Genomic DNA, 24,679 nt, shown 5'->3' on the forward strand with positions numbered 1-24,679 from the left:
CATGCGCAGGGAATGGGGTGCCTATGAAGCGGTCAGAGCATGTGCTTATTAGTATCGAAGCCGCAGCATCAGAAATCAATAAGACTACGAATCTCGATCAGGTCTTGTTGCAGATCTGTCAGGTTGCCGTGCAACTCTTCGATATTGATCATAGCGGGCTCGTGCTTTTTGATAAAGACGGTGATAGTGGCAAGGTCGTGGCTGAATTCCCTGATCTGGGGACGCTCGGAACGCGGATTCCGGTTCGTGGCATTCCTGCCGAAGAACGCCTCATCTATCAGCAAGAGCCGATCTTGCTCAATGCCGTTCCCGAAACACCCGCCGCTGAACTTGGCCCGGTAGCGCAGACCTTTGCGAGCTTTGCGATTCGTGCCATCCTTGTCGTGCCTGTGGTCAGCGAGGGCCGCGTGATTGGCTCGTTTAGTCTCGATGCGATCGAGCATCCGTATACCTTTACCGAAGAGGATATTGAGTTATGCCGCATCTTTGCAGCCAACATTGCGACGGCCCTCGCCAAGGCCCGGCTGGTGCGTGAAGCGCAGGAGCACGAAAAACAGGTCGTGATGCTGCGGACGATGGCCAATACGCTCACCGCTGAGTATGATCAGCGGCAGTTGCTCGATCTGATTTTGATGCAGGCGGCCCAACAGTTGCACGCCCACGGTGGCGGCATCTATGTCTATGATGCGCGCCAGCAGGCGTTCTTGCTCGGCAGTGTCTATGGGCATGTTGATCATCCCCTTGCGCTCCACGTGGCGCAACACGAGGGCATCGTAGGCATGCTGGTGGCCCAGGAACTTCCCTTTCTCATCGTCTCTGATTATGCGAATTGGGCCGAACGGGTCAGCACTTATCACGATGTGAGCCCCTTCGAGGCGGTGATTGCGGTGCCAATTCGCTGGCAGATGCAGCCCGTTGGGGTGCTCTTTGTTGATGCCGAACGTGGGCGCGTCTTTACAACCCAGGATGCTAGTCTGTTGCGCGTGTTTGCCGATTATGCCGCCCTTGCCCTCGGCAATGCGCTTTTGCATCATACCCGCGAGGTAGCGGCGGCGCAGCTCGAACGCGTGCTCACCGGTCTCGAAACGCTTGTGCAGACGATGCGTGGCCCGAACCTTGACGAGCAGGTGCAGTCCATCGCCAATCAACTTGCGACACCGCCGCCGCTTCCCGAACCGCCGTTTCCCCTGCCCAAACAACGCGACGACGATCCCCAACTCACGCGGCGGATCAACCAACTCTTTGCCAATGTCCGCACGACGCTTATCCGCCCGACTGCCCCCCCTCCCCAAGCTACGCCCGACCCTGGCTGGCCGTCGCTCATCGCCCAGGCGCCCGGGGCCATGCTGTTGACGGATCATACCGGGAAGGTGGTTGCAGCCTCACCATGTGCCGCTACGTTGCTGGGGTACCCTGCCGCAATGCTCCCTGAACAGACGCTCGGTTCCCTCATGGTCGAGCCACAAGCGCTGCCCAGGTTGCTCGGCGCGCTCATCAGCAACCCCAAGGCGTGCCTCGTCGAAGAGGTCGGCCTGGCTACCGCCCACCACCAGGTGCTGCTCGTCAAGTTGCGCGCTCGCCAGTGCTACCTGCCAGGGGAAGACCAGGACGGTATCGTCCTCACCTTCGAAGCACTGCCCCACTTGCCCGTAGCGCAGACCCACCACGCGTTGCTCGCCCAGGCCAGTAAAATGCTGACGCTTGCCGATGGGTTACCTGAAGCGTTGCGCAGCCTCGGCGACGAACTTGTGAAACGCCTGAGCCTGACTTGCTGCCGAATCTATCTTGCCGACACCGCCGAACAACTGGTGCTTCAGTCCAGTCAAGCCGTGTCGGGCCTCGCCTGGCATCCCGGTCTCGGCAAGACGATGGTGATCAGCGCATGGCCTGAACTGGCGAGTGCTATGCAGCAGACAGGATCCACAGTGATCAATCAGCCTCAGGCATGGGGCCTGCAAACAGGGTTGCCCTCGAGCGTGCGCAGTGTCGTGCTGATGCCCTTGCGCCACCGTGATCGCCTGGTGGGCCTCCTTGAACTCGGGCGCGGCGTCGCAACGACCAGGTCAGATTTTGTCGAAGAGGACTGCGCCTTGATCGAGGATCTTGCCACGCATACAGCCCCGCTGATTGACCGTATGCGCCAGCAAGAATTGAACGAATACTATCAAAATCGCCTCGACCAGATGGAACGCGCCGTACGCACGCTGCGGGCCGATCACGATACCAGTCAATTACGCAATGAGATCCTGCGGCTAGCCGTTGATATGTTGCGCCAGACGATGGGTGTCTTTTATCTGGTGCGGCCCCACCTTGGTGAAGTTGAAATCGCGCATGTCTATGGCTTGCCCGAAGCCCTGCTCGGCTATGTCCATCAGGCCAGCATCGGCCTGGTCGGGCCGGTGGTTCAGACCTGCTCGTCACTGGTCGGTTTTTCCGTGGCTGACGATCCGGCGGATCCCCTGGCACTCTATCGCTGGCACAACGCGTATGCCGCGCCGATCGAATGCGGGGGTGAACTGGTTGGCGTGGTGCTGGTCGGTGGCGTGCGCCGCGATACCGCACGGCGTGAGATTGATTTGACCGTGTTAAACCGCTTTGTCTGGCAGGCTGCCGCGGTCTTGCAAACCGCTCAGTTGTCGGGCCGCGAACAGCGCGTCGTCTTGCGGATGGCCCTGCTCGGCCAGTTGAGTCGTTTCTGCCAGGAGACGACCAGCAAAGATTTGATGGTGCATGCCTTTTTGACGGCGATTACCGCCGGCTATGGGCTGCGCTTCAATCGTGGGATCGTTTTTCTACTCAATGAACGCCAGGATTATCTGATCGGCCACATGGGCATCGGCCATATGAGTCTTGAACAGGCCAACGAGGATTGGGCGACCCTTGAACAGGATGGGATGACGACCTTCCAGACCTATCTGGAACACCTGAGCAAGCATGACTTGCCCCCGACCCCGCTCTATGAGCGGATCAAGGCGCTACGTATCCCGCTGACGCAGGACGAGCCCGACCTATTGTATAAGTTACTGCGCCAACCAGGCACGCTCACACTGCATGGCAGCGAACTCGATCAGTGCTTGCCGCCGCTCCTGCTCGACGTGCTGACGCCTCGTGGCCCGACTGCCATTGCCCCGCTCTTTGTCGGTGAGAAGATCCAGGGCATGGTCATCGTTGATAACGCTTTCACCCAGGCGACCATTACCAAAGATGATCGTGAGGCTTTGCTGACCTTTGCGCACACCCTCGCGGTCGCGCTCAAAAATCAGCATCTGGTCAGCCAGTATGAAGCAACGCAGCACTACCTCCATACACTGCTGGCCGACAACCAGCAATTCACTGCCGAAGGCGGGGAGACGCCAGAACCAGAACAGGTGCTGAATACAGCTGTGCATCAGATCGGTGCGGCCGTTGAGGCGCTATGGGTGAGCATTATCCTGATCAATGATCGGGGTGAAGTGACGCGTGCTATCTCTACCCGCGACGGCATCTTTGAAGCCCAGGCGATCGTACGGCCCCACGGGATCTCGATGGCAGTGCTGCAAAGTGGCGAGCCACAAATCTTTGATCCAACCAGCCAGTATCAAGATCGCCTGCAAAGTGTTATCTTCAAACGCAACGTCGGTGCCGCCGCCTGTCTCCCCTTCATCACGGGCGAACGGCACCTGGGGGTGCTCTGGATCCATTGGCGTGAGGCGCACCCAAACATGCCCGCCGAGCTTGAAGCGGTGCGCCTCTATCTCAATCAGGTGGCGCCCACCTATCAGCACGCCGTGCAAGTCAGGGTGCTTGAGCAGATTCGTCATGCCGGCGAAGACATCGGTCGGGCCACAAGTTGGCATGATGTGCTCGAGCAAATTGCCCGCCACGGGTGCTTGCTCCTGCGGGGTACCGCAGCGATCGTCTGGGCCTACAATGCCGCCAACGGGCAGATCGAACCGGCTCGCTCGGCTGGCTACCAACTGGCCCGCGATGATTGGCATCGCCTCAAGTTGCAACCCGCGACCAGCGATCGCCTGTTAGACCAGGCCGTTAGTCGAGGATGGTACACCGAATCGGATCTCCGCGGCCCTCTGGCAAGCATCGCTCCGGATCAACCAATGGCCTTGTTGCTTGCGCAAACCAGTGCACGCGCACTGCAACTCGTCGCCCTCCAACATCAAGGCGCTGTGCTCGGCATCCTGGCCGTCATCTATAAACGCCCGCAACGCTTCGCCACTGAAGATCGTAATACCGCCAGCCTCTTTGCCAATCTGGCCGCTATGGTGCTCAGCAAAGCTACCCTCTTTGATCAGTTCATGCTTGCCGAGCGCCGCCTCAAGACCGCCCAAGAGACGATGCGCCTCGTGAGCAGTGCCAGTATGCTGGAATATCCAGCCGAGGGTCTCTCCGCGATCGTCGAGGGCGTCAGGGCGTTGCTCAATGCTGATACGGCCGTTATCTATGTCTGCGACGCCGACCAACGCCACCTGACGTATCCACCGGTGGCAAGCGGGGTGCTCGATCCGCGCAGTGTGGATCAGAAAGTACGCGTGCTGCGCGAGTCACTCGTGGCGCAGGTGATCCACCACGATGGCGTCGTGATGGTTGAAGACGTCAGCAGCGACCCCCGCTTTAGTATCTCCCATTTTGTGCGCCGCGAAGAGATTGTCGCGACGATGGCAACTCCGCTGATCTGTGGCACCATGCGCGTCGGGGCGCTCTTTGTGAGTTACCGCAAGCCACACCCGTTTAGCGCCGAAGAGCTGGAGCATCTGACCCTGCTCGCCAACCAAGCAGCTATTGCGATCCGAAGTGATCAGTGTTATCGTGAACGTGAGCGCCAACGCTCAACCTTTGAAGCTCTGCGCCAGGCTGGCCATGCCGTCGCTGACTCGCTTGTCCACACCACACCCAACCCGGCCTCGCTGCAACTGACGCTCGACTGTATCGCCGAACAATCGCTCTTGCTGATCTCGCCCGAAGTCCGTGACCGGAGTTTCAGCCACCTGGCGATGGTCGAAGGCAATTATCTACGGTTTACTGCGGCCCATCCCGGAAGCTATCTGGAGCAACTGCACCATCAGGTTGGCAAGATTGATCTGGCTGGGCCGCACATTGGGATCACGGGACGCGCCGTGCAACGCAAAGAGGTGATTCGCATTGATCATGTTCAGTATGATGCCGATTATCTGCGCTACGATCCCGCCGTGACCTCAGAATTGGCTGTGCCAATCAAATTGGGCAACCAGGTCTTCGGGGTGATCAACCTCGAACATCCCAGTGAGGCCGCCTTCGATGAGGAAGATGAGCACGCGTTGCAGTTGCTGGCCGATTATGCCGCCACTGCCTTGCAACACAATCGCCTCTATGCGTGTCTCGAATTGGTACAAGAGATGGGCCGTCGGGTCGCGATGAACCAGCCGATTGACCTCTTCCTCCACCAGCTCTGCCATCGCCTCGCAACCGATATCTTCCGCGGGTGTCTGGTTTCCGTTCGCCTGGCCGCTCGCCACAATCATGAACGCCCAGTGCTGACCTTCAAACCAAGCTGGAGTTCCCCCCACAGCCACGGGGGACAGATCACCCAAGCCTTTGGCGAAGGTATCTGTGGGTATGTGGCCGCGCACCGCCGTGTCGTCAACTGCCCCGACGTCCATCAACTTGAAGGTGAACCAGGCTATCTCGACCTCGTACCTGACAAGCCCTTCCGCACGGTCTCAGAGCTCTGTGTACCTATTACATGGGGCAACGAGCAAGAAGATATGCTGGGCGTGCTTGATGTGCAAAGCCCGCGGCGGGCCGCCTTTGCCCACGATGATGAACAATTGCTCGGCATTATCGCCGGGCAGATTGCGTCAGCGCTGCACAACGCCGACCATATCGAGGCCCTCTCTTCGATGCGAGGCATCGTCGGCGGGCGCACCAGCCTTGAATGGATGCGGACAATGGTCAATGTCTGGCGCCACGAAATTGAAGATTATGCCCAGAATATCCGCAACCAGGTGCTGATGGCCGCAATGCGGCCCCCCGCAGACCAGTCGTTCGAGCAGTGGATTAAGGTGCGTCTCGGTGAAATTGATATCAATGCCCGCCGGATCCTTGATCGCTCACTGACCCCGGCCCTCAAAGCCGACGAAGGCGTGCAAACAACCCCGCTTGATGATTTTGTCCGTCGCTGTGTCACCAAGCTCTGGATTCTTGAACGGTACACCGCAACCATTGCTTCACCACAACTTGATCTGCATGCCCAAGTAAGTGTGCAAGTGAATCAGGAACTCTTGCGCATTGCGATCGAAATGCTGATCCGTAATGCTATTCACGCGATGCGTGAGGCCTCCACGCGCCATCTACGCCTAGCGACCCAGCGCATCGATCGGCATGTCCAGTTGACAGTCGAAGACAGTGGCCCCGGCATCCCACCAGCCATCCAGCCGCTCATCTTCAAAGAGCAGGTCTTGCGTCCCGAAGGAGGAAAAGTCGGCGGAACCGGGTTGATGATGGTACGGGCGATTATTGAGGCCTATGGAGGACGGGTTGATCTCGTCAAGACCGGGCCCGAGGGAACCACGATGATGCTTGAATTGCCCATCGAAGAGGGTACCTAACCCCTGCCATGAGCTTTTGCCTACAATCAGCAATCTAAAATCAGCAATCTACAATGGTATGAAGCGCTACGATGGGCACTGCATCCTGACAGGGGAACGGTAATGTCAAACTACAACCTTCTGCTTGTGGATGATGTGCCAGAAACGGTCAAGACCATCGGTGAGTTGCTTGCCCTGCACGGCTTTCACGTCTATACCGCGACGCATCCCGATGAGGCGCGGCAGATTGTTCAGACAAACCGCATTCATTTGGTGTTGCTTGATCTCTGCCTGACCGGGGATGGCGATCCCTCGGACGGGGGGCTCGATCTGGCGCAAACGCTTGATAGCGCCATCCCCAAAATCATTATTACCAAGTTCCCCTCCTTTGATACGCTCTACCGTACGCTCCCCGCTGCCGGCCAGAATGGGTTCATTGTTGATTATGTGCTCAAACAAGATGGGTTCGAGCATCTGCTCAGGCGCATCCAGGATGCCCTGGCGAAACATGCCCCGATTAACTGGCAATTGAAGATCCGCTTTAGCGAACGCTTCCCGGTCTGGCAACGCCTGTCCCTCGCCCGCCTGACCGAGTTGATTGTCCCTACGTCAGACGATCCCATGGTCGAGGCGCAAAAGATTGATGAGTTATTGCGCCTGCTCTTCCGCAAGCACGAAGAGATTACCATCGAACGGGTCGTCAGTGCAACGCCAAGGCGCGTCGCCCTTGAAGTGCGCGGCAATCATCCTGAACGCGGCCCTGGACACTACCTGGTGGTCTATGGAAGCGAAGCGGATGTGGAAGGCTATGAACAACAACGCCAGCACTATGCCCCCAAAGATGGCGATGCCCGCGTCTTGAATAAAGAATTCACTGCCCGCATCCCCGGATACACCGCCTATGCGTACCTACTCCACGGGCTGCGCCTCGCGTCGAGCGTATCGCTCCGTGAGTTCTACCACACCGCCGACGCCGCAAGTATGACCGAGATGCTCGACGACCTGCTGCGCCATGTCGTCCAACCCTGGTCTGCGCGTGCGCCCATTGTGACCAATCCCAAAGAAGCAGCCGCTTTCTTTCGCTCGTGGCTGCACACCGACAGCCCAATTTCGGCAGAACGCCAGTTGCAACAGTGCATGACAACCCTCGCCCAGGCAACCCTGCGCCTGGGGGCCTTCCGCATCAATCTGGTCGGTCAGGCGATCGAGTTTCATCTGCCCGATGCCGAGCCCGCCGTGCGCCGCCTGGCCCTGCCAACCAATGCCCTGCGCGTCGAGTACCTGCTCTCGGGTGGCGAGCAACTGGTCGGCACCGTGAATGGGGCCGTTGACCTCGAAACGGTGCTGGTTGACCCCGAACGCAAAGGGTGTACCCTGATTGAATTTGCGCACGCGACGCGCGGTCCCCTCTGCGCCGATTATGCCTTGCTTGAACATAGTCTGCGCCTCCAACTCTCGTCCGCCGTCAGTCTCAGCACCCGGCTCAAATGCGAAACCGCGCTGCTCGCGCTGCCTAATCTCACCACACCTCCCGATATGACCGGGCTCGACCCCGAGGTACAAAAATTGATGCGTGCAATTACCCGCGTGCGCTACCTCGCCGGAACCCACAGCCCTATCCGTGACTTGAAAGCCTATCACGCTAGCATCCTCTTCGCCGCACTGCGCCATCTCCTTGCTACCCCCGTCGAAAATCAGGAAGATCCCGGCGTTCTGATCAAACTAGTGCATAGTCTGCTCTGTGCCGCCCTCATCTATGACGACCTGACCCGTGAACAAGAACATGTTACTGTTGATCAAAACCAGCGCAGCGTGACCATCCATGGCCGCGAAGTCACCCTTACCCCACAACTTTTGCGCCTCTTTACCTACCTCTACGAACACCGTAACGAGGTCTGCACCAAAAAAGAGTTGCTGCGTGAAGCCCTCGAGATGCCAGATATTAAAACCTCAGCTGATGTGCAACGCAACGAAAGTACCCTCCAGAATCTCATCTCGCGCCTACGTCAACTGATCGAACCCGATTTCCAACGCCCCATCTACCTCGAAACCGTCCGCTCAAGCGGCTATCGCCTCAAACTCTAGGCCAGCACCCCGCCAGGGCACCCGCCAGGGGTGCCCCTACACCGGCCCCGGCCCCGGCCCTGTACGGGCACCCCTGGCGGCGGCCCTCCCCTGGCGGCGGCCCTCCCCCCTGCGTGCCACCTGAGAGCGTCTTGTGAGTTTTTGCGTGAGAAAATCTCTGCCCTTGTGAGCATTACGATGGTAAATCGTAGCAGCTTACGAGGGTATCTTTATCCCTATACGGTATGCTTAGACTAAGCCACAGATAGCCTTCAAAAGCATCGTGGCAACGAGAGTCAGGTTCGCATGGCCGTGAAGTATCGGGAAGAGCAGAAAGGGGTACGCGATGCCAAGTCATAACCGTCACCCGAGTGTCACCTACGTGTTTCGTCGCTACCTGCCCTGGATTGCCCTCACGATGATGATCTATGTCTCGTGTGCCGTCATCATCGTGAGCCTGGCCGTCGTGGTCAAACAGGTCGCCTTCGCAATGGTAGCCCTGATCCCGCTGGCCCTGGCGCTGCTCGCCTTGCTCCGCTATCGCACCGAAGCGGTCTGCATCCAGGGTGACCTGCTGATCTTGCGCTATGGGGTGCTGGCCGTGCGCACCTATAGCCTGCCGCTCTGGACGTGTACGCCCGATTATCACCAACAGCTTATGGGGCGGATGCTCGATTATGGCACGATCCGCGTCGGGGCAGGCGCAAGCCCGCTGACCATGCATCAACTCGCGGACTTTACCCGGCTGCGTACGCTGATTATGTCACGCCAGTCCGCGATGATGTCAACGCAAACCCAACGACGGGTCCTGATGATTACGTGACCTCAAGACAACAGAAAGGGGGTAGAGCTGTGGAACAAGCACGCAAAACCGGCTTCTATACCAACGAACGCCCCCTTGATCTGATGATTGGCGGACGCTTTATCCTTCAGGCGCAACTCGCACGGACAGCAATGAGTCACGTTTTTCGCGCCTACGATTGTCACACTGGTACCGTCTGTGTCGTCAAAAGCCTCGCGCCCACCGCGCGAGGCTTGGCCCCCGATGATGCGTTGCTCGCTTTCCTCCGCGAGGCGGCAACGCTCGCCCAGCTTGACGGGCCTTTTCCCAGGCTCGTCACCGTCAACCGTGAACAGTCGAACTGGTATATGGTGCAAACCTATATCGAAGGCCAGACGCTTGACGCTATCCTTGAGGGTACAGCGCTCACCGAAGCCCGGGCCCTCACCATCGCCGCGTCGCTGATCCAGGCGCTCAGCTTCGTCCATCAGGCCAATCTGGTCTACGGCGACCTCCATCCCGGCAATGTGATGGTCCAGGCTGATGGCAGCGTGATCTTGCTCGATATGGGCCTCGCCCGCCCATGTGCCAGCGACCCACCCGAGTTGCGCGGCATCGGCACACCCGGCTATGCCGCCCCCGAACAGTACGCCGGGTTGCCTCTCGACCAATCGAGTGACATCTATGCCTTGAGCCTGGTGCTAACCGATCTCTTTGCCCACCTGAATCTGCCCGAGGTCGTGCAGGTCGTCCTGGCCCAGGCCCAGGAACCATTGCAAGCCAGACGCCGGGTAGGGCTCGCCGATCTCCGCCGGGCGGTCGCTATCGCCCAACGCACCCGTCGCCACCGTGCGCAACCAGTGCCAACCCTGCCAGCCGTCAATCTGCACACCGCTCGGCGGCAACGCGCTCAACAAGCCCTTATCATCGGCCTCTGCATCATCACGCTGCTTGCCATCCTGGTGATCGGAGGACTAGCCCTGGGAGGAGTGCTGGCGTAGTAACGCGTAGGCATGCTTCGGCTGGCGAACGATGGCACCATCGTTCGCCAGCCGAAGGTTAATCAAGACTTAATCAAAGAAATACATCTCCTTAACACATCTGATCTACAAGCTCACTACAATTGCAAGGTGAGGGATCTCACCTGCATCCAAGTTAAGGAGAGCGTATGAAAGCCGCCCGTTTCGCCCAAGGCCTGGCGTTGCTACTGATTGCTGCCATTATGCTGGTCGCCTGTGGTACACAAACTCCCGCTGCCCCTGCCGCCCCTACCGCTCCTGCCGCCCCTGCTGCGATTGACTGGAACACTATCACTTCAGCGGCTGAAGGTGGTGGGATGGAAGCTCTGATTGCGGCCGCCCAGGCCGAAGGCGAATTGAATGTGATCGCCTTGCCTGATGATTGGTGCAATTATGGCACCATGATCTCGACTTTTAGCGAAAAGTATGGCATCAAGGTCAATTCAATCAACCCCGAAGCCGGTTCCGCTGATGAATTGCAGGCTGTCCGCGATAATCGCGAAAACAAAGGCCCCCAGGCCCCCGATGTGCTTGACGTTGGCCCGGCTTTCGGCCCACTCGCCAAGGATGAAGGTCTGCTCTCACCGTATAAGGTCATGACCTGGGATACCATTGATGGGCTCAAAGACCCCGATGGCTACTATTACACCGATTACAACGGCGTCATGGTCTTCGAGGTCAACCTGGATGTGATTCAAGATGTGCCCCAGGATTGGGCCGATTTGCTCGATCCGAAATATGAGGGCGAGGTAGCGCTCGCTGGCGATCCTCGCGCCTCCAACCAGGCCGCCCAGACGGTCTATGCCGCAGCGCTTGCCAATGGCGGTTCGCTCGATAATATCGAGCCTGGTCTGGAGTTTTTCAAGGCGTTGAATGCCAATGGCAACCTGCTGCCCCTGATCGCGAATACTGGCTCGATTGCCAAGGGCGAAACACCAATCACGTTCCAGTGGAATTACCTGGCCCTCGCCAATGCCGAGTCCTTTAACGGCAATCCACCCCTCGAAATCATCTATCCGGCGTCGGTCAACTGGGGCGGTTTCTATCTCCAGGCGATCAGCGCCTATGCACCCCACCCAGCGGCGGCCCGCCTCTGGCAAGAGTTTCTCTACTCGGATGAAGGCCATACGATCTGGATGCAGGGCTACTGCGCCCCCGCACGCCTTGCCGATATGGTCGAACGTGGGGTCGTACCCGATGACCTCAAAGCGAAGTTGCCCGACCCCGCGATCATTAGTAGCGCTGTGGTGCCCAATGCCGACCAGTTGAGCGCTGCCCGTGAGTTGATCAAGACCCAGTGGGATAGCGTTGTCGGTCTCGATATCAAGTAGATCGTGTTCGTAAGCAAACACGGAAGACACGGATGGGACGGTTTTCGTCCATCCGTGTCCTTCTGTGTTTCGCTGTGGATCCACGTTGCAAAGGGACAGTCGTTGATGAGCACTTCCCCCCCACCTCGCTATCGTCACAATGCCTGGCGCGAGCACCCGCTCTGGAATTGGGTCGGCCTCGTGCCGTTTTTCCTTTTCATTTTCTTGTTTCTGATCATTCCTTCGTTGAATCTGTTTACCGGTGCTTTTGTTACCAATAAAGGCCTCTTTACCCTCGAAAATCTTAACGTTTTTCGCAATCCTCTTGTACTCAAAGCCTACATGACGAGCCTCCAAGTGAGTTTGCTCACCGCCGTGATCGGCGGCCTCTTTGGGTTTTTCGTAGCGGCAGCAGTGACCCTTGGCCATCCCCCACGCTGGATGCGTAGTCTGATTATGACCTTTTCCGGGCTGGCAGCCAATTTTGGTGGCGTGCCACTGGCCTTTGCGTTTATCGCTACCCTCGGACGCACTGGTTTTGTGACGGCGCTGCTCAAAGAGGTCTGCTTTGCTGGCCCCGATGGCACGCAAATCTGCCCCTTTAATCCCTATGACCACGGGTTCAGTCTCTATAGCCTGACCGGCCTCGTGTTGGCCTATACCTATTTCCAGTTCCCGTTGATGGTGCTGACCATCACGCCCGCGCTCGAAGGGATGCGCAAAGAATGGCGCGAAGCGGCGGCAAATCTCGGGGCCTCTACCTGGCACTACTGGCGCGATATTGCGCTGCCAGTACTCACCCCTTCGATCCTCGGGGCAAGCATTCTGCTCTTTGGCAATGCCTTTGGTGCCTATGCGACCGCTCAGGCGTTGACGGGCGGCAGCATTCCGCTGGTCACAATCTTTGTCGGTCAACAGATCCGTGGGGACGTCCTGGGCAATCCCCACGAAGGCTATGCGATGGCGATGGGCATGGTAGTCGTTATGGCCATCACCATCGTGGCCTACAGCATGTTGCAGCGTCAAGCGTCGCGGTGGATGAAAGTATGAAGGCACAATCGATCAACTGGTGGGCGATCTTCTGGATCGTGCTGGCGGCGCTCTATTTTCTCTTGCCGATGTATGGAACGCTCGATTTCTCGTTGCGCATGGAACGCGATACGATCAGTCTGAAGGCCTATGCGATCGTTTTTGCCGATCCGCGCTTCTGGCAGGGGTTTCGGTACTCGACCCTTATGGCCCTGATCACGATTGTTGTCAGCATTATCCTGTTTGTGCCAACGGTCTATTGGATGTATCTGAAGGTGCCCCAGGCCCGTCCAATCATGGAGATCATCACGATTTTGCCCTTTGTCATTCCGACCATCGTCTATGTCTTCGGGTTGATTCGGACGTTTTCGCGCCCTCCCTTGCAATTGACGCTCCAAGCCTTCACCACTGATATGTTGATTGTGGCCGGGTATGTGGTGATTTCGATGCCTTTTATGTTCCGGGCGATTGATGTCGGCATGCGCGCCCTTGATGTGCGAACCCTCACCGAAGCCGCCCAAAGCCTTGGCTCAAATTGGTTCCAGGTGCTGGTCTATGTGATTGTGCCGAATCTGCGCGTGGCGATCCTCAGTGGTGCGCTGATTTCGTTTGCGACGGTGATGGGTGAACTTATTCTCGCCAGTTTCCTGGTACGCCCGGCCCTCGCCCCCTATATGGCGCTGCTCGGTTTGACCAAAGCCTACGAGCCAGCTGCATTGGCAATTATTAGTTATGCCCTTACTTGGTTTAGCCTCGGGTTGCTCCAACTCGTCAGTCAAGGCGGGACAACTCGGCAGTTGACTGGACGATAAGGCGCGGGAGAAGCAATGTCCCATCTTGAACTCACCCACATCCGCAAGGCGTTTGGCGCTGCTGTTGTCGTTGAAGCTTTTAATCTGGCGGTGACCCAGGGCGAGTTTATCTCGTTCCTCGGGCCAAGCGGCTGTGGCAAAACAACGACCTTGCGCATGATTGCTGGCTTTGAATTGCCGACAGCAGGCACGATCACAATCGATGGCAAAGATCTGACCAATACCCCACCCAACAAACGCAATGTGGGCATGGTCTTTCAGTCCTACGCGCTCTTTCCAAATATGACGGTCGCGCACAATGTAGGCTATGGCCTGAAAATCACCAACAAAAGCAAAGCCGACATCATGCAGCGCGTCCACGAGATGCTCGCGCTCATCCAGATGGAAGAGTTTGCTCAGCGCTATCCCTTCCAGCTTTCCGGCGGTCAGCAACAACGTGTGGCCCTCGCCCGCGCGCTCGCGATTCGCCCTCAGTTGCTCTTGCTCGATGAGCCGCTCTCGGCCCTTGATGCCAAGATTCGCCTCGAGTTGCGTCAGGAAATCCGCCGTATTCAACGGCAGTTGGGTCTTACAACCATCTATGTGACCCACGATCAGGAGGAGGCGCTGTCGCTTTCGGATCGCATTGTGGTGATGAGCAAGGGCAAGATTGAGCAGGTCGGTACTCCAACGGAAATCTATAATGCACCAGCGACCGAGTTCGTCGCTCGTTTCGTTGGACATATCAATCTTCTGCCGGTCACGGTGCTCAATCCCGACGATGGGCTCGTCAGCCTCGGTCGCCAGACCCTGCGCGCCGGGCGCTTTGGCAAGCTCAATGGGCGACCAGTGCAACTCGCTGTCCGCCCCGAAGAGATCAATCTTGGCGCAAAGCCCTCCGCCAATACCCTCAGCGGTGAGGTAGAGTCGGTCACCTACCTGGGGTCGATTGTCCGTATCGGTCTACGCATCGAGCAGCATCCGCTCTCGCTCGATGTTTTCAACGAACACACGCTCAAACTGCCGTGCATCAGTGAGACGCTCGCAATCCATTTTCCCGTGGATGCCTGCTGGCTGATGGAGAAGTCTGATTAGGCTTATGTCCTAAGCCAAGGCTAGCGAAGCTAGCCTTGGCTTAGGACGGTGATCCGTCAAGCACCTAGCGCCGCACAAACGGGAGATAAGCCCGTGGCACCACGAGAACTTGGCCACTACTACCAACGCTAATGAACCCGTAGGCCGCATCATTGTCGGCACGAACCTGCGCAAGTTGCCCTGCGGTAGGTTCAATCACGGCATACATCGTATACAGCCCCCGCTCTGCCGGGGTGGTCCACTCCACCTCTGCGTTCACCGAACTTCGCGCCGGGATGGCGTCAACAACGGTTCGCCCAATCAGGCGATCCGGTCCAGGCGGGTTCTGTGGGTTCGTCGAACCACTGTCGGCAAGGTAGAAGGCCACGCTGAAGCTCTGATTTTGATCTTGCAGACCATAGTTGTGGATCGGTACTTGCAGACGCACCTGTTCCCCCGGTTCAGGCAAGGCCGGTAATACTCTGATTTCACGGGTGTACCGACGCAATTCCTCGCCCTGATCGCCTCGCCGCCACGGGAGGTTGAAGGCTGGATCAGGCTGGTTGTAGTATTGATCCCAGCCATTGCCCGGCTCAACAATGGGCTCAGCCGCGTAGTCAATCACAAAGGCGTTGAAACCAGGCGACCAGTAGACAAATGGTTCGACCCGATACGGGAAGCGCACCGCCTCGCCGGTCAATGCTCCAATCCTGATCCGCACGACGGTATCTTCCTGAAGTCGGAATTCGTGGTTCGAGATCCGCTCTGAGCCGTATTCATCACTGTAACGCTCGACGAAGTAGGGCCGCTTGTAATCGGATGAGGCCGAGCCGCCGATCTGAAAGAGCCCCAGATCTAATCCGGCACTCACCCCGATGGAGCCTTCGGCACCGCCTGTCTGGGCCTCGCGCCCGTTGACGATGTTCTGCGAACGACTGTTGCTGCCCCGGTCTTCGCGGATTTTGCTCAACGTCAATTCAAATTCGGTGACTTGTTCGCCCACGCTGACCCGCCGAAATTGGGCAATCCGGTTGTACAGGCGATAGTTCGGTGGCGCCTCACGAGCGTACGACAAGAGATTCAGCGGCTCGTGACTCGGCACATAACCCGAAGCAAGCCGTTTGCCCGGCACAATCGTCTCGGCGCTGACGTTGCACTGGTTGTTGTCACAGACCGGCCAGACGACTAGCAAATGCCCGCCTACGGTGTTGCTTTCATCAGTGTAGATCGGGTATTCCCAGGTGTCATAGTCGCTCTCGGTACGAATGATGACGTCGTCACGCCCCGCCAGAATCGACTGCCGAATTCGTACCGTCTCGATGCTCGTGGTGGCTTTTTCAAAGTTGGTACCATAGCTGCGCTCGATGCTTGTCGCAACATGCGAGCCAAGTACGTTGTTGCCACTGTTGAGCAGATCAATCATCCGCGTTACAATTTCAGGTCCGTTCAGGTTGATCACATTTTGTTCAATATAGCGAATCAGATCTTCAATCGAAGGATCAGTTGGTGGCACGAGGGCCGCATTGATCCGCTTGATTTCGTTGATGACTTCGTCAATCACCGACGGCCCTTGCACATCTTCCGTACTGTTCCTCCCCAGGGTCCAACTCCGTTGAATGTCAACCGCAATCTCACTGGTCGCGGTGCTGGTCTCGTAGTAGACACTCGTTGCACACTCACTGGGGATGTTCGGGTTCTGGCACACGTTGACGCTGATTTCGGTGCCGTCAGGCAGAATGTCAAAATGACTTGGCGGCGCGTTGATGATCGCTAGCACCTGGCCCACGTTCGTCTCACGCCGATAGACCGGCGGGCCGAGCCGCACGCGGTCGCCATCAAAATCGCCAAGCGCCAGCGCATATTCCGTTGAGCAACAAGGTTGATTGACCGTCGCATGCGTGAGTTGCGTACGCTCGACAACGCTGCTTATATTGCCTCCCGCGTCAAGGTCGGCCCCATAGACGAGAACCTGGGTCTCTTGACGCTGGTTGTCAGTGCTGTAGCGATAGTTCACCGCCACAATTTCAGCCCGCAGATCGCGATTGAGATCCGCCATTGCCACCGGACGGCGACTGCTCCCCCGCTCTCCAAGCGACGTCAGACTATCAACCAGGTCAAGCATGCCTTGATCATCGCTCCGATAGAGCCGAAGGTTGTTATCAATATAAAAAACAAGTTCATCCTTGCCATCGAGATTCATATCGCCAACGGCAATCGTGCGAAACGAGGCGCCATTCTGATCAACCCGTTGACGATCGCGTTCGGTGACCGCCCCAAGATCAGCACGTACGTCGAAAATGCCGGCAAAACTCTCGCGCTTGCCACTGCTCGGCTGACTAAGCCCATAGCCGAAAGCAAGCTCTAGCGCCGCATCGTCATCAAAATTGCCGGCAGCCACCGCCAGATTGCCAGGCGAAGCATTTGACACCAGCGTCTCCACCACCTCTGGTCCAACCAGATAGGTCTTCAGACGCGGCTCCAGCGTATCGTTCACGAGGGTAAAAAACTGGAGATAGATGCCCCAGTAGCCACTCTCGTTCACATTCTCTTCGACCGCAATAAGCGCAAGGTCACTCTGCCCGTTGCCATTGAAATCACCAACCGCCAGATCAAAATTGAGCATACTAGAGGAAGTGGAGGCGGGAGACGGCACCGCTGTCGCCGCACGCCGACGAAGATCAAGGCCCCCGTTGCCATCAAAGATCTCCAGATGCAACTGCCCGTCTGCCCCGTGATACGCCAGCGCAATTTCGTCAGAACGATCAGCATCAAGATCGCCCGCCGCCAGCCGCATCTCGTCGCTCCACTGGGTCAACGTGATGCCTGACGTAGCAGTGTACGCCCGCTCCCAGGTAAAAGCCTGCGCGCCCCCCTGCAACTCGGGCACAAACAGGATCACCCGACGCTCACGATCAGGCCACGCGCCAACCACATTGCTACGCAGGGTGCCATCAAGGTTGAAGGTGACTACATCCATCGGGCTACGCTGGAAACGACCAACATCCGGACCAACCATACGGCTCAGAGCCTCGGTTGCTGTGATCGCCCATCCAGCCTCAACCGTGTCCGTCAACGGGCTCGTTACCGGCAAAACCGGGCCTGCCGCATCGTAAAAGGTGTGGTAGGCAACATTATCCTGACTATTGCTTGTTGGCGTCGGTCCATTCCAGAACAACACCATGTCGGCCGCATCAAGGAGCGTTGCGCTGCCAGCAAGCGGATCAAGCCCAGGGTTCTGGGCCAGTACCTCTTCAAGATTCGTTAGCTTCGAAGGCTGCCCAGGACGATGTAACGGTATCGAGCCGCCCTGCTGGGCTGAAGCTGAAGGTGGTGCCAGCGGCACGTTGCCCCCCAGCGTGAAAAAGAACAGACTCGCCAGGGCCAACCTCATAATCAAGCGCATAGGTTATGTTCCTTCTGATTAGTAGTCTGTAACGTACGTTTTCCGACATTCCTGGGAGCGAGGGCGTCTCGCCCTCGAACGCCCCCGAGGGCGGGACGCCCTCGCTCCCAGGGCGCAAAGCATCAGGAAATTTAGTTGGCACACTACCCATTAGTGTGTAACAAAAGTTTTCTGCTCTCGGTAGTGGCTTCGACAAGCTCAGCCAACGGCGGACGATGGGCGTTGCGAATGGACGGAGGCTGAGCCTGTCGAAGCCTGAGCCTGTCGAAGCCTGAGCCTGTCGAAGCCTGAGCCTGTCGAAGCCCCCGCTGGGATCAAAAAACTTACTTCACACCCTACTCATTGGTCTGTAACCTAAGTTTTCTGGGGTCGTTCGCCGACCACGAATGGGGCACGAAGAAACGAATACCGCACCGCAACGCCCATATTCGTTTATTCGTGATCAGTATTCGTGGTCGGCGGTGCTACCGGAAAACTTACTTCACACACTGCTCCTGCCTTGCATGAAACGTCACGCCGCGAAAAAGTGGATGCTTTCTATCTTAGAGAGATTCCGTCAATGCAACGTCAATCCAAGCAAGACTCATGCTAAAATGCCGTTATGCTCTTTCTGCTGGGTGCCATGCAACTTGTTGTGGATGGACGCAAAGTAGCCCTCTTTATCCCCGAAAAATCTCTTGCACTCCTGGGATATCTGGCCGCTCATCGTGGTATGCACTCGCGCCGTACTCTCGCCGGGCTCTTCTGGGGCGACATGGCCGAAGAGCGCGCCCAGGCCAATCTGCGCATGGCGCTCTATAGTCTCCAAAAAACGCTCCCCGCCGGGTATATCCAGGCCGATCGCAAGAGTGTGGCCTTTGATCCCGAGGGTCTGGTCGAACTTGATAGCGAACAGTTTGAACAGATGCTCGACGCAGTCTGTGACCTCGCTAAGCCAACCAGCCTTGATACACTCGATCATGCCATCCGGCTCTATCGTGGCGAGTTTATGGCCGGAATTGCGATCGAGCATGAGTTCGAATTTGCTGAATGGCTCTACGAACGCCGCACTTGGTACCACGGTCGGGTGCTCGGCGCCCTCGACGATCTGATCACCGCGGCAACCCGCCACAGTGCCTGGCCCAGGGCTATTACGGCCACTCGCAAGCTCCTTGCCCTTGATCCCTGTCGCGAACAGGCGCATCGCCAACTGATGCACTTGCTCGCCCAGCAAGGCGCGTATACGGCGGCCCTGGAACAATACGCGACCTGCCAGACGATCTTGCATGCACGGATGGGGCTCACCCCTATGCCCGAGACTGATGCGCTCTATGCACGCATCAGCCTGGCCCGCCTGCGTGGCCCGCCCCCCCTCCCTGACTCAACCCTTCCCCTTGTCGGGCACGAACAAGAGCTCGGTCTGCTCTATCAATATCTCGTTATTGCCCCCCTTCGCCTGGTCACACTGCTTGGCCCAGGAGGCGTTGGCAAGACACGCATTGCTCTGGCAACGGCCGCCCACCAGTACTACGCCTGGCGCAATGGCATCTGCTTTGTGCCCCTCGCAAATCTCACCAGCGGCACCGATCTGGCCCAGGCCATCGCCGAGGTGCTCCAACTGGCCCTCTCTGGGCAACGCAGCCCGCACGAGGATCTGCTCAATTTCCTGACCAACCGCGAGATGTTGCTGATCCTTGACCATTTCGAGCACGTCCGGGATGAGAGCCTTGCGCTGGTCGAGGCGATCCTTGCCACTGCCCCAGGCGTACAACTCCTCGTTACGTCACGTGAACGCCTGAGCTTGAGCAACGAGGTATGCCTCAAGGTTGAAGGACGCTCCTAGCCCCACCCCACGTGATGCCGTCCAGCAAAAGATCACCCAGACAACCCCGGCCAGGCCCACGCCAACCTTCAGCGATCATGCAGCCTAACGAGAGCTATCCCTCGGAAGTTTTCACGCGACGCTCACCACTCCCGCTTCGCATCACCACCCCAAAAACCCCCAGATAGATAACCGCCAGGCCCACCAGCAACGGGCCAATCAGCCCGACCCCATAGTTCCCCGCCAGCACGCCAATCCCCCACGGCAGCAACGCCGCGCCCAGATTAGCTGCCGCAATCTGAAACCCGATCGTATTCGCACTATGCACGCTCCCAACCCGTTGCGCCGTCGTCGCGATCAACGCAGGAAAGATCGGCGCGAGCGCAAAGCCCATCAAGAGCATGCCGGTCAAGCCCGCCCACGGCACCGCGAACAAGCCGATCAAACCTGCACCCACTGTGGCCCCCAGACTCCCCGCCCAAAGCAAGTTCGTCTGGCTGAAACGTCCGGCCACGATGCCCGCAACCACCCGGCCAAGCGTCAAGCCAGCCCAGTAAAAACCAACCCATTGCCCTGAACTGGCCGGGTCAAACCCGCGCCCAATGCTAAAAAGGGTGTAGGTCCATTGCCCAACACTCACCTCTAGCCCTGTGTAGAGCGCAAAGACCAGAATGCTCAACCAGACGGTTGGCAACCTGGCAGTGGTTCGTAACGCGACGGGGCTACGCACAGCGTGTTCGTGTGTGACTGCCCCATCAGCAACCCAACGCTGCCGACTCAAGAAAAAGGCCAGCGCCAGCACCAGTTGCCCGCCACCCACCAGCAGATACCCGATCTGCCAGGGCTGGTTACGCACCAACAGGCCCGTCATCAAGAATGGCCCCGCCGCTGCGCCCAAGCCATAACAGGCATGCAACCAGGCCAGAACCCGCGGGCTCGTCGCGGCAGCAGCGTAGGTATTCAACCCGGCATCAATCGCGCCGCCCCCCGCCCCTAGCAACATCGCCATCGGCAAGAGCATCCAAAACGTCGGGGCCAGCGCCAGGCCAAGCAGACTCAACGCCGTCACCAGGCAACTCACGGCCAATAAGACCCCAACCCCCAGCCGAGCCAGGATGCGCCCACTCAACATGCTCACCGTTAAAAAGCCAACCGAAGCAGCGGCAAGCAGGTACCCCAGCGCACCAAGCCCAACCTCCTGGGTGGCCGCAATCGAAGGCCACGCCACCCCCAACAGACCATCAGGCAGGCCCAGACTGATAAAACCAACAAACATTAGGCCAATGAGAACCAATTGTCGTGATCGCAAATGTTTGAACCTTCTTTGTATCTCGTCCCTCTACAATGAAAACCAGCGGCGCACAATATAATCACAGCCTGCATCATAGCCCGACCCGTCTTCACTTTTACCAGGCGCCGTCCCATATTCTCTACCATGGAGGTAGCCCTCATGACAACGGAAGAACTCGCCCGCAACGTGCAGTTTACTGTTGACTCCCGCAACAACATCACTTCGGTTGTGTTGAGCCCTGATCTGTGGCGCGAAGTGTTGCACTCCCTCCGCGAGGCCGAAGATCTCAACTTGGTGCATATGCTCCAGGAACGGGCAACGGCAGGTACAGTAGGCATCGGTGCGTTGCGCTGGCGTGAGTTTGAAGAAGAGTATGCGTAATTCCTGATCGCTGTATAATTCCCCATCGACCGCACACAACGCGGGACAAGCCTTGCTTGCCCCGCGTTTTTGTGTCATCAAGGCGTGGTACACTACCACCCGTATGTGCCAATAATCAGGATCAGGAGCCATCTATGGATATTTCGCGTGATTCAGTGCTGCGTTATCACTCTGAAGGACGCAAAGGCAAAATCGCCGTCGTCCCCACCAAACCAAGTTTAACCCAATACGATTTGAGTCTGGCCTATACGCCAGGGGTTGCCATTCCCGTGCTCGAAATTGCCAACGATCCGCAACTCGCCTACGAGTATACCGCGAAAGGCAATCTTGTCGCGGTGATCAGCAATGGCACTGCTGTGCTCGGTCTGGGCAACCGAGGTGCCCTGGCGAGCAAGCCTGTGATGGAAGGCAAGGCGTTGCTCTTCAAACGTTTTGCCGATATTGATGTCTTTGATCTTGAACTGGATCTGACTGATCCTGACCAGATTATTCAGGTCGTTCAGGCCCTGGCCCCCACCTTCGGCGGTATCAATCTTGAAGATATCAAGGCTCCTGAGTGTTTTTATATCGAACAACGCCTCAGTGAACTCCTTGATATTCCGGTCTTCCACGATGATCAGCACGGTACCGCGATTATCGCCACCGCAGGCATGATCAATGCCCTCGAGTTGACCGGTCGCACCATGGCCGAAACTCGTCTCGTCATTGCCGGGGCCGGGGCCGCTGGCATTGCTTGCGCCGAGTTGCTGGTGCTCGCCGGGTTGCCTAGGGGCAATATTACCCTCTGTGATACCAAGGGCGTGATCTACGCCGGTCGCCCCGGCACCATCGACCCCTTCAAGGCCCGCTTTGTGCAGGAGACAACCGCCCGCACGCTCGCCGATGCCCTCGTCGGGGCCGATGTCTTTCTCGGCCTCTCGGCTGCCAATACCGTCACCAGCGAAATGGTGCAGCGTATGGCACCCCAACCAATTATCTTTGCCCTCGCCAATCCCGACCCCGAAATCCCCTACCCCGAGGCCAAAGCCGCCCGCCCTGATGCGATTGTCGCTACCGGACGCAGCGATTATCCCAACCAGGTCAACAATGTGCTCGGCTTCCCCTTCATCTTCCGCGGCGCACTCGATGTCGGGGCTCGCCGCATTACCGACAAGATGAAGCTCGCTGCCGCCCACGCCCTCGCCGCCCTCGCCCACGAGGATGTCCCCGACTCGGTGCTCAAGTCGTATCACCTCGATAGTCTGCGCTTTGGGCCCGAGTATATCCTCCCCAAACCCGTTGACCCACGTGTCTTGCTCTGGGTTCCCCCGGCGATTGCCGAGGCGGCAATGGAAGAAGGCGTGGCACGCCATCACGTCGATCTCGCAAGCTACCGCGATACCCTCGAAAGCCGACTCGGCAAGGGCTGGACGTTGATGCGGTCGATCTTTAACAAGGCCCGGAGCAATCCAAAACGCCTCGTCTTCGCCGAGGGTGAGGCGGATCGCATTATTCGCGCTGCCGCGGCGATCCAGTCCCAGGGCCTTGGGTTGCCCATCTTGCTGGGACGGCCCGAGGTTATTGCCGATCATATCCAGCGCCTTGGCCTCGATTATCAGCCCGAAGTCTATAACCCGCGTGAGTCACCACGCCTCGAACACTATGCCGAGGTGCTCTTCGAGCGACGGAAACGCCGGGGGTTGACCCATATCGAGGCTCGTCAATTGGCAATGCGGGCCAACTATCACGGTCTGCTGATGCTTGCATGCGGTGAAGCCGATGCCTTTCTCTCTGGCCTCACCTCGAACTATATTGAAGCCTTGCGCCCCGCCCTCCAGGTGATAGGAACCCGCCCCGATGTCCGCCGCGCCGCAGGCTGCGAGATGATGATCGTCCACGACCGCGTCGTCTTCTTCGCCGATACCGCGATCAATGTCACGCCCTCAGCCGAAGAACTTGCCAATATTGCCGAACTTGCCGCCGAAGTCGCCACCCGCTTTGGTATCACGCCACGCATCGCGATGCTCTCGTTTGCTAATTTTGGCAGCGCCCCCCACGAAGAAAGTCCACAACGCATGGCCGAGGCGGCCCGCATTCTGCAAGAACGCCGCCCTGATCTCGCCGTCGATGGCGAAATGCAAGTCAATTCGGCCCTCGTCCCCGAGATTACCGAGCAACTCTATCCCTTCAGCCGCGTCAAAAAGGCCAATGTGCTGATCTTTCCTAGTCTCGATGCGGCCAATACCGCCTATCAGTTGACCCAGCGCCTTGGTGAGGCCGAGGCCATTGGTCCGATTTTGATGGGCATGCATCGCTCGGTGCATATCTTGCTCCCCGACGATGAGGTGCGCGATATCGTCAACCTCGCCTCCTTTGCCGCAGTCGATGCCCAGGGGTAAAAGAGCGCTCGTGCGCATGTTATCGGTCAGATGGCGCAGCAGCGCCCACCAGCAACGCTGGTGGGCGCTGCTGCGCACCTCCAACCGTCACCTGATGATGAACAAGACGTTCGCCGCTTCAGGCAAGATGGGGTCAATATAGCTGTACGCTAATGGCAACAACTCGGTCGCAAAATAGCGCAAGACAAACGAGTTGGCGATGCTGTTCCCAAGCATGCTAAAGAGAGGCAGGCCGATGTTTTGCCCGCCCCGCGCAATCATGAGATTCCACATCAGAATCGATAAAATCCCGATCAGAATGACCCCAAAAAACATACCAAGCAATGTGCCAATGACGCGATCCAGGTATTCCAGGCTCCCCGGCAGATGGGCATACCGAAAGGTGTAGATCCCCGCCGCCGTGAGAAACATAAAGGCGAGCATCAAGACAATCGTGAAAGCAATGTACTGACCAACAAAACGCTCACTCCCAAAGCTACGCACAAAAAATTCTCCTAGCGGAGCATAATAGAGACTGGCGAGCACAATGGCAAGATAGAGTGAGACAATGACGATGAGCAGACGAATCATGCCTTGAAAAAAACCAGTCGCAATCGCTCCGATGAAGAGAAGAATCAGTACCAGATCGATGAAATTCATGCAGCGCTCCTCTTCCCTAAGCGGGTAGGTATGTGCGCAAGGATTATAACATAGCCCCTCTTCAGCCCGATCTCAGTCTTTGCGACCGTTACGACTTGGGGACTACTTCTGCCAGCCCCTCTGGGGGCCAGCCGAGCAACTGCCCCCGACAGAGCTGG

The 24,679-nt window shown here is 57.9% G+C and carries 14 protein-coding genes; 11 read left to right on the forward strand and 3 right to left on the reverse strand.

The window, feature by feature from the left end:
• Positions 1-23: 23 nt before the first annotated feature.
• The 8 genes from EKD05_RS17680 (at position 24) to EKD05_RS17715 (ending at position 14,649) form a co-directional block, all read left to right on the forward strand.
• On the forward strand, positions 24-6,581 hold the full coding sequence (locus tag EKD05_RS17680; protein WP_165360788.1) for a GAF domain-containing protein: 6,558 nt from the start codon (positions 24-26) through the stop codon (positions 6,579-6,581).
• A 102-nt stretch (positions 6,582-6,683) separates the two neighbouring features.
• Entirely contained in the window at positions 6,684-8,645 is a 1,962-nt protein-coding gene (locus EKD05_RS17685; RefSeq protein WP_129675160.1) for a DNA-binding response regulator, read from the forward strand.
• Between the two features lie 325 nt (positions 8,646-8,970).
• On the forward strand, positions 8,971-9,447 hold the full coding sequence (locus EKD05_RS17690) for a PH domain-containing protein (RefSeq protein WP_129675162.1): 477 nt from the start codon (positions 8,971-8,973) through the stop codon (positions 9,445-9,447).
• 29 nt (positions 9,448-9,476) lie between these two features.
• Complete coding sequence (locus tag EKD05_RS17695) at positions 9,477-10,406, forward strand: serine/threonine-protein kinase (protein WP_129675165.1); 930 nt, start codon at positions 9,477-9,479, stop codon at positions 10,404-10,406.
• 167 nt (positions 10,407-10,573) lie between these two features.
• Positions 10,574-11,755 carry an ABC transporter substrate-binding protein gene (locus EKD05_RS17700; protein ID WP_129675168.1) on the forward strand — a complete coding sequence of 394 codons (1,182 nt, stop codon included), beginning with the start codon at positions 10,574-10,576 and terminating at the stop codon, positions 11,753-11,755.
• Between the two features lie 105 nt (positions 11,756-11,860).
• Positions 11,861-12,784, forward strand: coding sequence for an ABC transporter permease subunit (locus tag EKD05_RS17705; RefSeq protein ID WP_129675171.1), 924 nt, complete (start codon positions 11,861-11,863; stop codon positions 12,782-12,784).
• On the forward strand, positions 12,781-13,575 hold the full coding sequence (locus tag EKD05_RS17710; RefSeq protein ID WP_129675174.1) for an ABC transporter permease: 795 nt from the start codon (positions 12,781-12,783) through the stop codon (positions 13,573-13,575). Before EKD05_RS17705 ends, EKD05_RS17710 begins: the two co-directional genes overlap by 4 nt.
• Before the next feature lie 15 nt (positions 13,576-13,590).
• A complete protein-coding gene (locus EKD05_RS17715; RefSeq protein ID WP_129675178.1) occupies positions 13,591-14,649 on the forward strand; it encodes an ABC transporter ATP-binding protein in 1,059 nt (352 codons plus the stop codon).
• A 64-nt stretch (positions 14,650-14,713) separates the two neighbouring features.
• Here EKD05_RS17715 and EKD05_RS17720 read toward each other — a convergent pair whose 3' ends face one another.
• A complete protein-coding gene (locus EKD05_RS17720; protein WP_129675181.1) occupies positions 14,714-18,031 on the reverse strand; it encodes a VCBS repeat-containing protein in 3,318 nt (1,105 codons plus the stop codon).
• A 601-nt stretch (positions 18,032-18,632) separates the two neighbouring features.
• On the opposite strand from EKD05_RS17720, the gene EKD05_RS17725 reads away from it, so the two are divergent.
• Positions 18,633-19,853: a BTAD domain-containing putative transcriptional regulator gene (locus tag EKD05_RS17725; RefSeq protein ID WP_129675184.1), complete on the forward strand. Its 1,221-nt coding sequence runs from the start codon at positions 18,633-18,635 to the stop codon at positions 19,851-19,853.
• A gap of 94 nt (positions 19,854-19,947) precedes the next feature.
• On the opposite strand, the gene EKD05_RS17730 is transcribed toward EKD05_RS17725, so the two are convergent.
• A complete protein-coding gene (locus EKD05_RS17730) occupies positions 19,948-21,141 on the reverse strand; it encodes a sugar MFS transporter (RefSeq protein ID WP_205703970.1) in 1,194 nt (397 codons plus the stop codon).
• A 141-nt stretch (positions 21,142-21,282) separates the two neighbouring features.
• Between EKD05_RS17730 and EKD05_RS17735 the strand changes: the two genes are divergently transcribed.
• Together EKD05_RS17735 and EKD05_RS17740 are read left to right on the forward strand one after the other, a co-directional pair.
• Positions 21,283-21,504: a hypothetical protein gene (locus EKD05_RS17735; protein WP_097653766.1), complete on the forward strand. Its 222-nt coding sequence runs from the start codon at positions 21,283-21,285 to the stop codon at positions 21,502-21,504.
• Between the two features lie 134 nt (positions 21,505-21,638).
• On the forward strand, positions 21,639-23,882 hold the full coding sequence (locus tag EKD05_RS17740; protein WP_129675186.1) for an NADP-dependent malic enzyme: 2,244 nt from the start codon (positions 21,639-21,641) through the stop codon (positions 23,880-23,882).
• A gap of 87 nt (positions 23,883-23,969) precedes the next feature.
• Here EKD05_RS17740 and EKD05_RS17745 read toward each other — a convergent pair whose 3' ends face one another.
• The gene (locus tag EKD05_RS17745; RefSeq protein WP_129675189.1) at positions 23,970-24,521 is read right to left on the reverse strand and encodes a CvpA family protein; all 552 of its coding nucleotides are present in this window, start codon (positions 24,519-24,521) and stop codon (positions 23,970-23,972) included.
• Positions 24,522-24,679 lie beyond the last annotated feature (158 nt).

Source organism: Candidatus Chloroploca sp. Khr17 (genome assembly GCF_004138165.1).
Classification (GTDB): Bacteria; Chloroflexota; Chloroflexia; order Chloroflexales; family Chloroflexaceae; genus Chloroploca.

Excerpts from the sequence above, each read along its gene's own strand:
- EKD05_RS17685 (WP_129675160.1), top strand. The coding sequence starts at position 6,684 with ATGTCAAACTACAACCTTCTGCTTGTGGATGATGTGCCAGAAACGGTC.
- EKD05_RS17745 (WP_129675189.1), bottom strand. The coding sequence starts at position 24,521 with ATGAATTTCATCGATCTGGTACTGATTCTTCTCTTCATCGGAGCGATT.
- EKD05_RS17715 (WP_129675178.1), top strand. The coding sequence starts at position 13,591 with ATGTCCCATCTTGAACTCACCCACATCCGCAAGGCGTTTGGCGCTGCT.
- EKD05_RS17735 (WP_097653766.1), top strand. The coding sequence starts at position 21,283 with ATGACAACGGAAGAACTCGCCCGCAACGTGCAGTTTACTGTTGACTCC.
- EKD05_RS17690 (WP_129675162.1), top strand. The coding sequence starts at position 8,971 with ATGCCAAGTCATAACCGTCACCCGAGTGTCACCTACGTGTTTCGTCGC.
- EKD05_RS17710 (WP_129675174.1), top strand. The coding sequence starts at position 12,781 with ATGAAGGCACAATCGATCAACTGGTGGGCGATCTTCTGGATCGTGCTG.
- EKD05_RS17720 (WP_129675181.1), bottom strand. The coding sequence starts at position 18,031 with ATGCGCTTGATTATGAGGTTGGCCCTGGCGAGTCTGTTCTTTTTCACG.
- EKD05_RS17700 (WP_129675168.1), top strand. The coding sequence starts at position 10,574 with ATGAAAGCCGCCCGTTTCGCCCAAGGCCTGGCGTTGCTACTGATTGCT.
- EKD05_RS17705 (WP_129675171.1), top strand. The coding sequence starts at position 11,861 with ATGAGCACTTCCCCCCCACCTCGCTATCGTCACAATGCCTGGCGCGAG.
- EKD05_RS17740 (WP_129675186.1), top strand. The coding sequence starts at position 21,639 with ATGGATATTTCGCGTGATTCAGTGCTGCGTTATCACTCTGAAGGACGC.
- EKD05_RS17725 (WP_129675184.1), top strand. The coding sequence starts at position 18,633 with ATGCTCTTTCTGCTGGGTGCCATGCAACTTGTTGTGGATGGACGCAAA.
- EKD05_RS17680 (WP_165360788.1), top strand. The coding sequence starts at position 24 with ATGAAGCGGTCAGAGCATGTGCTTATTAGTATCGAAGCCGCAGCATCA.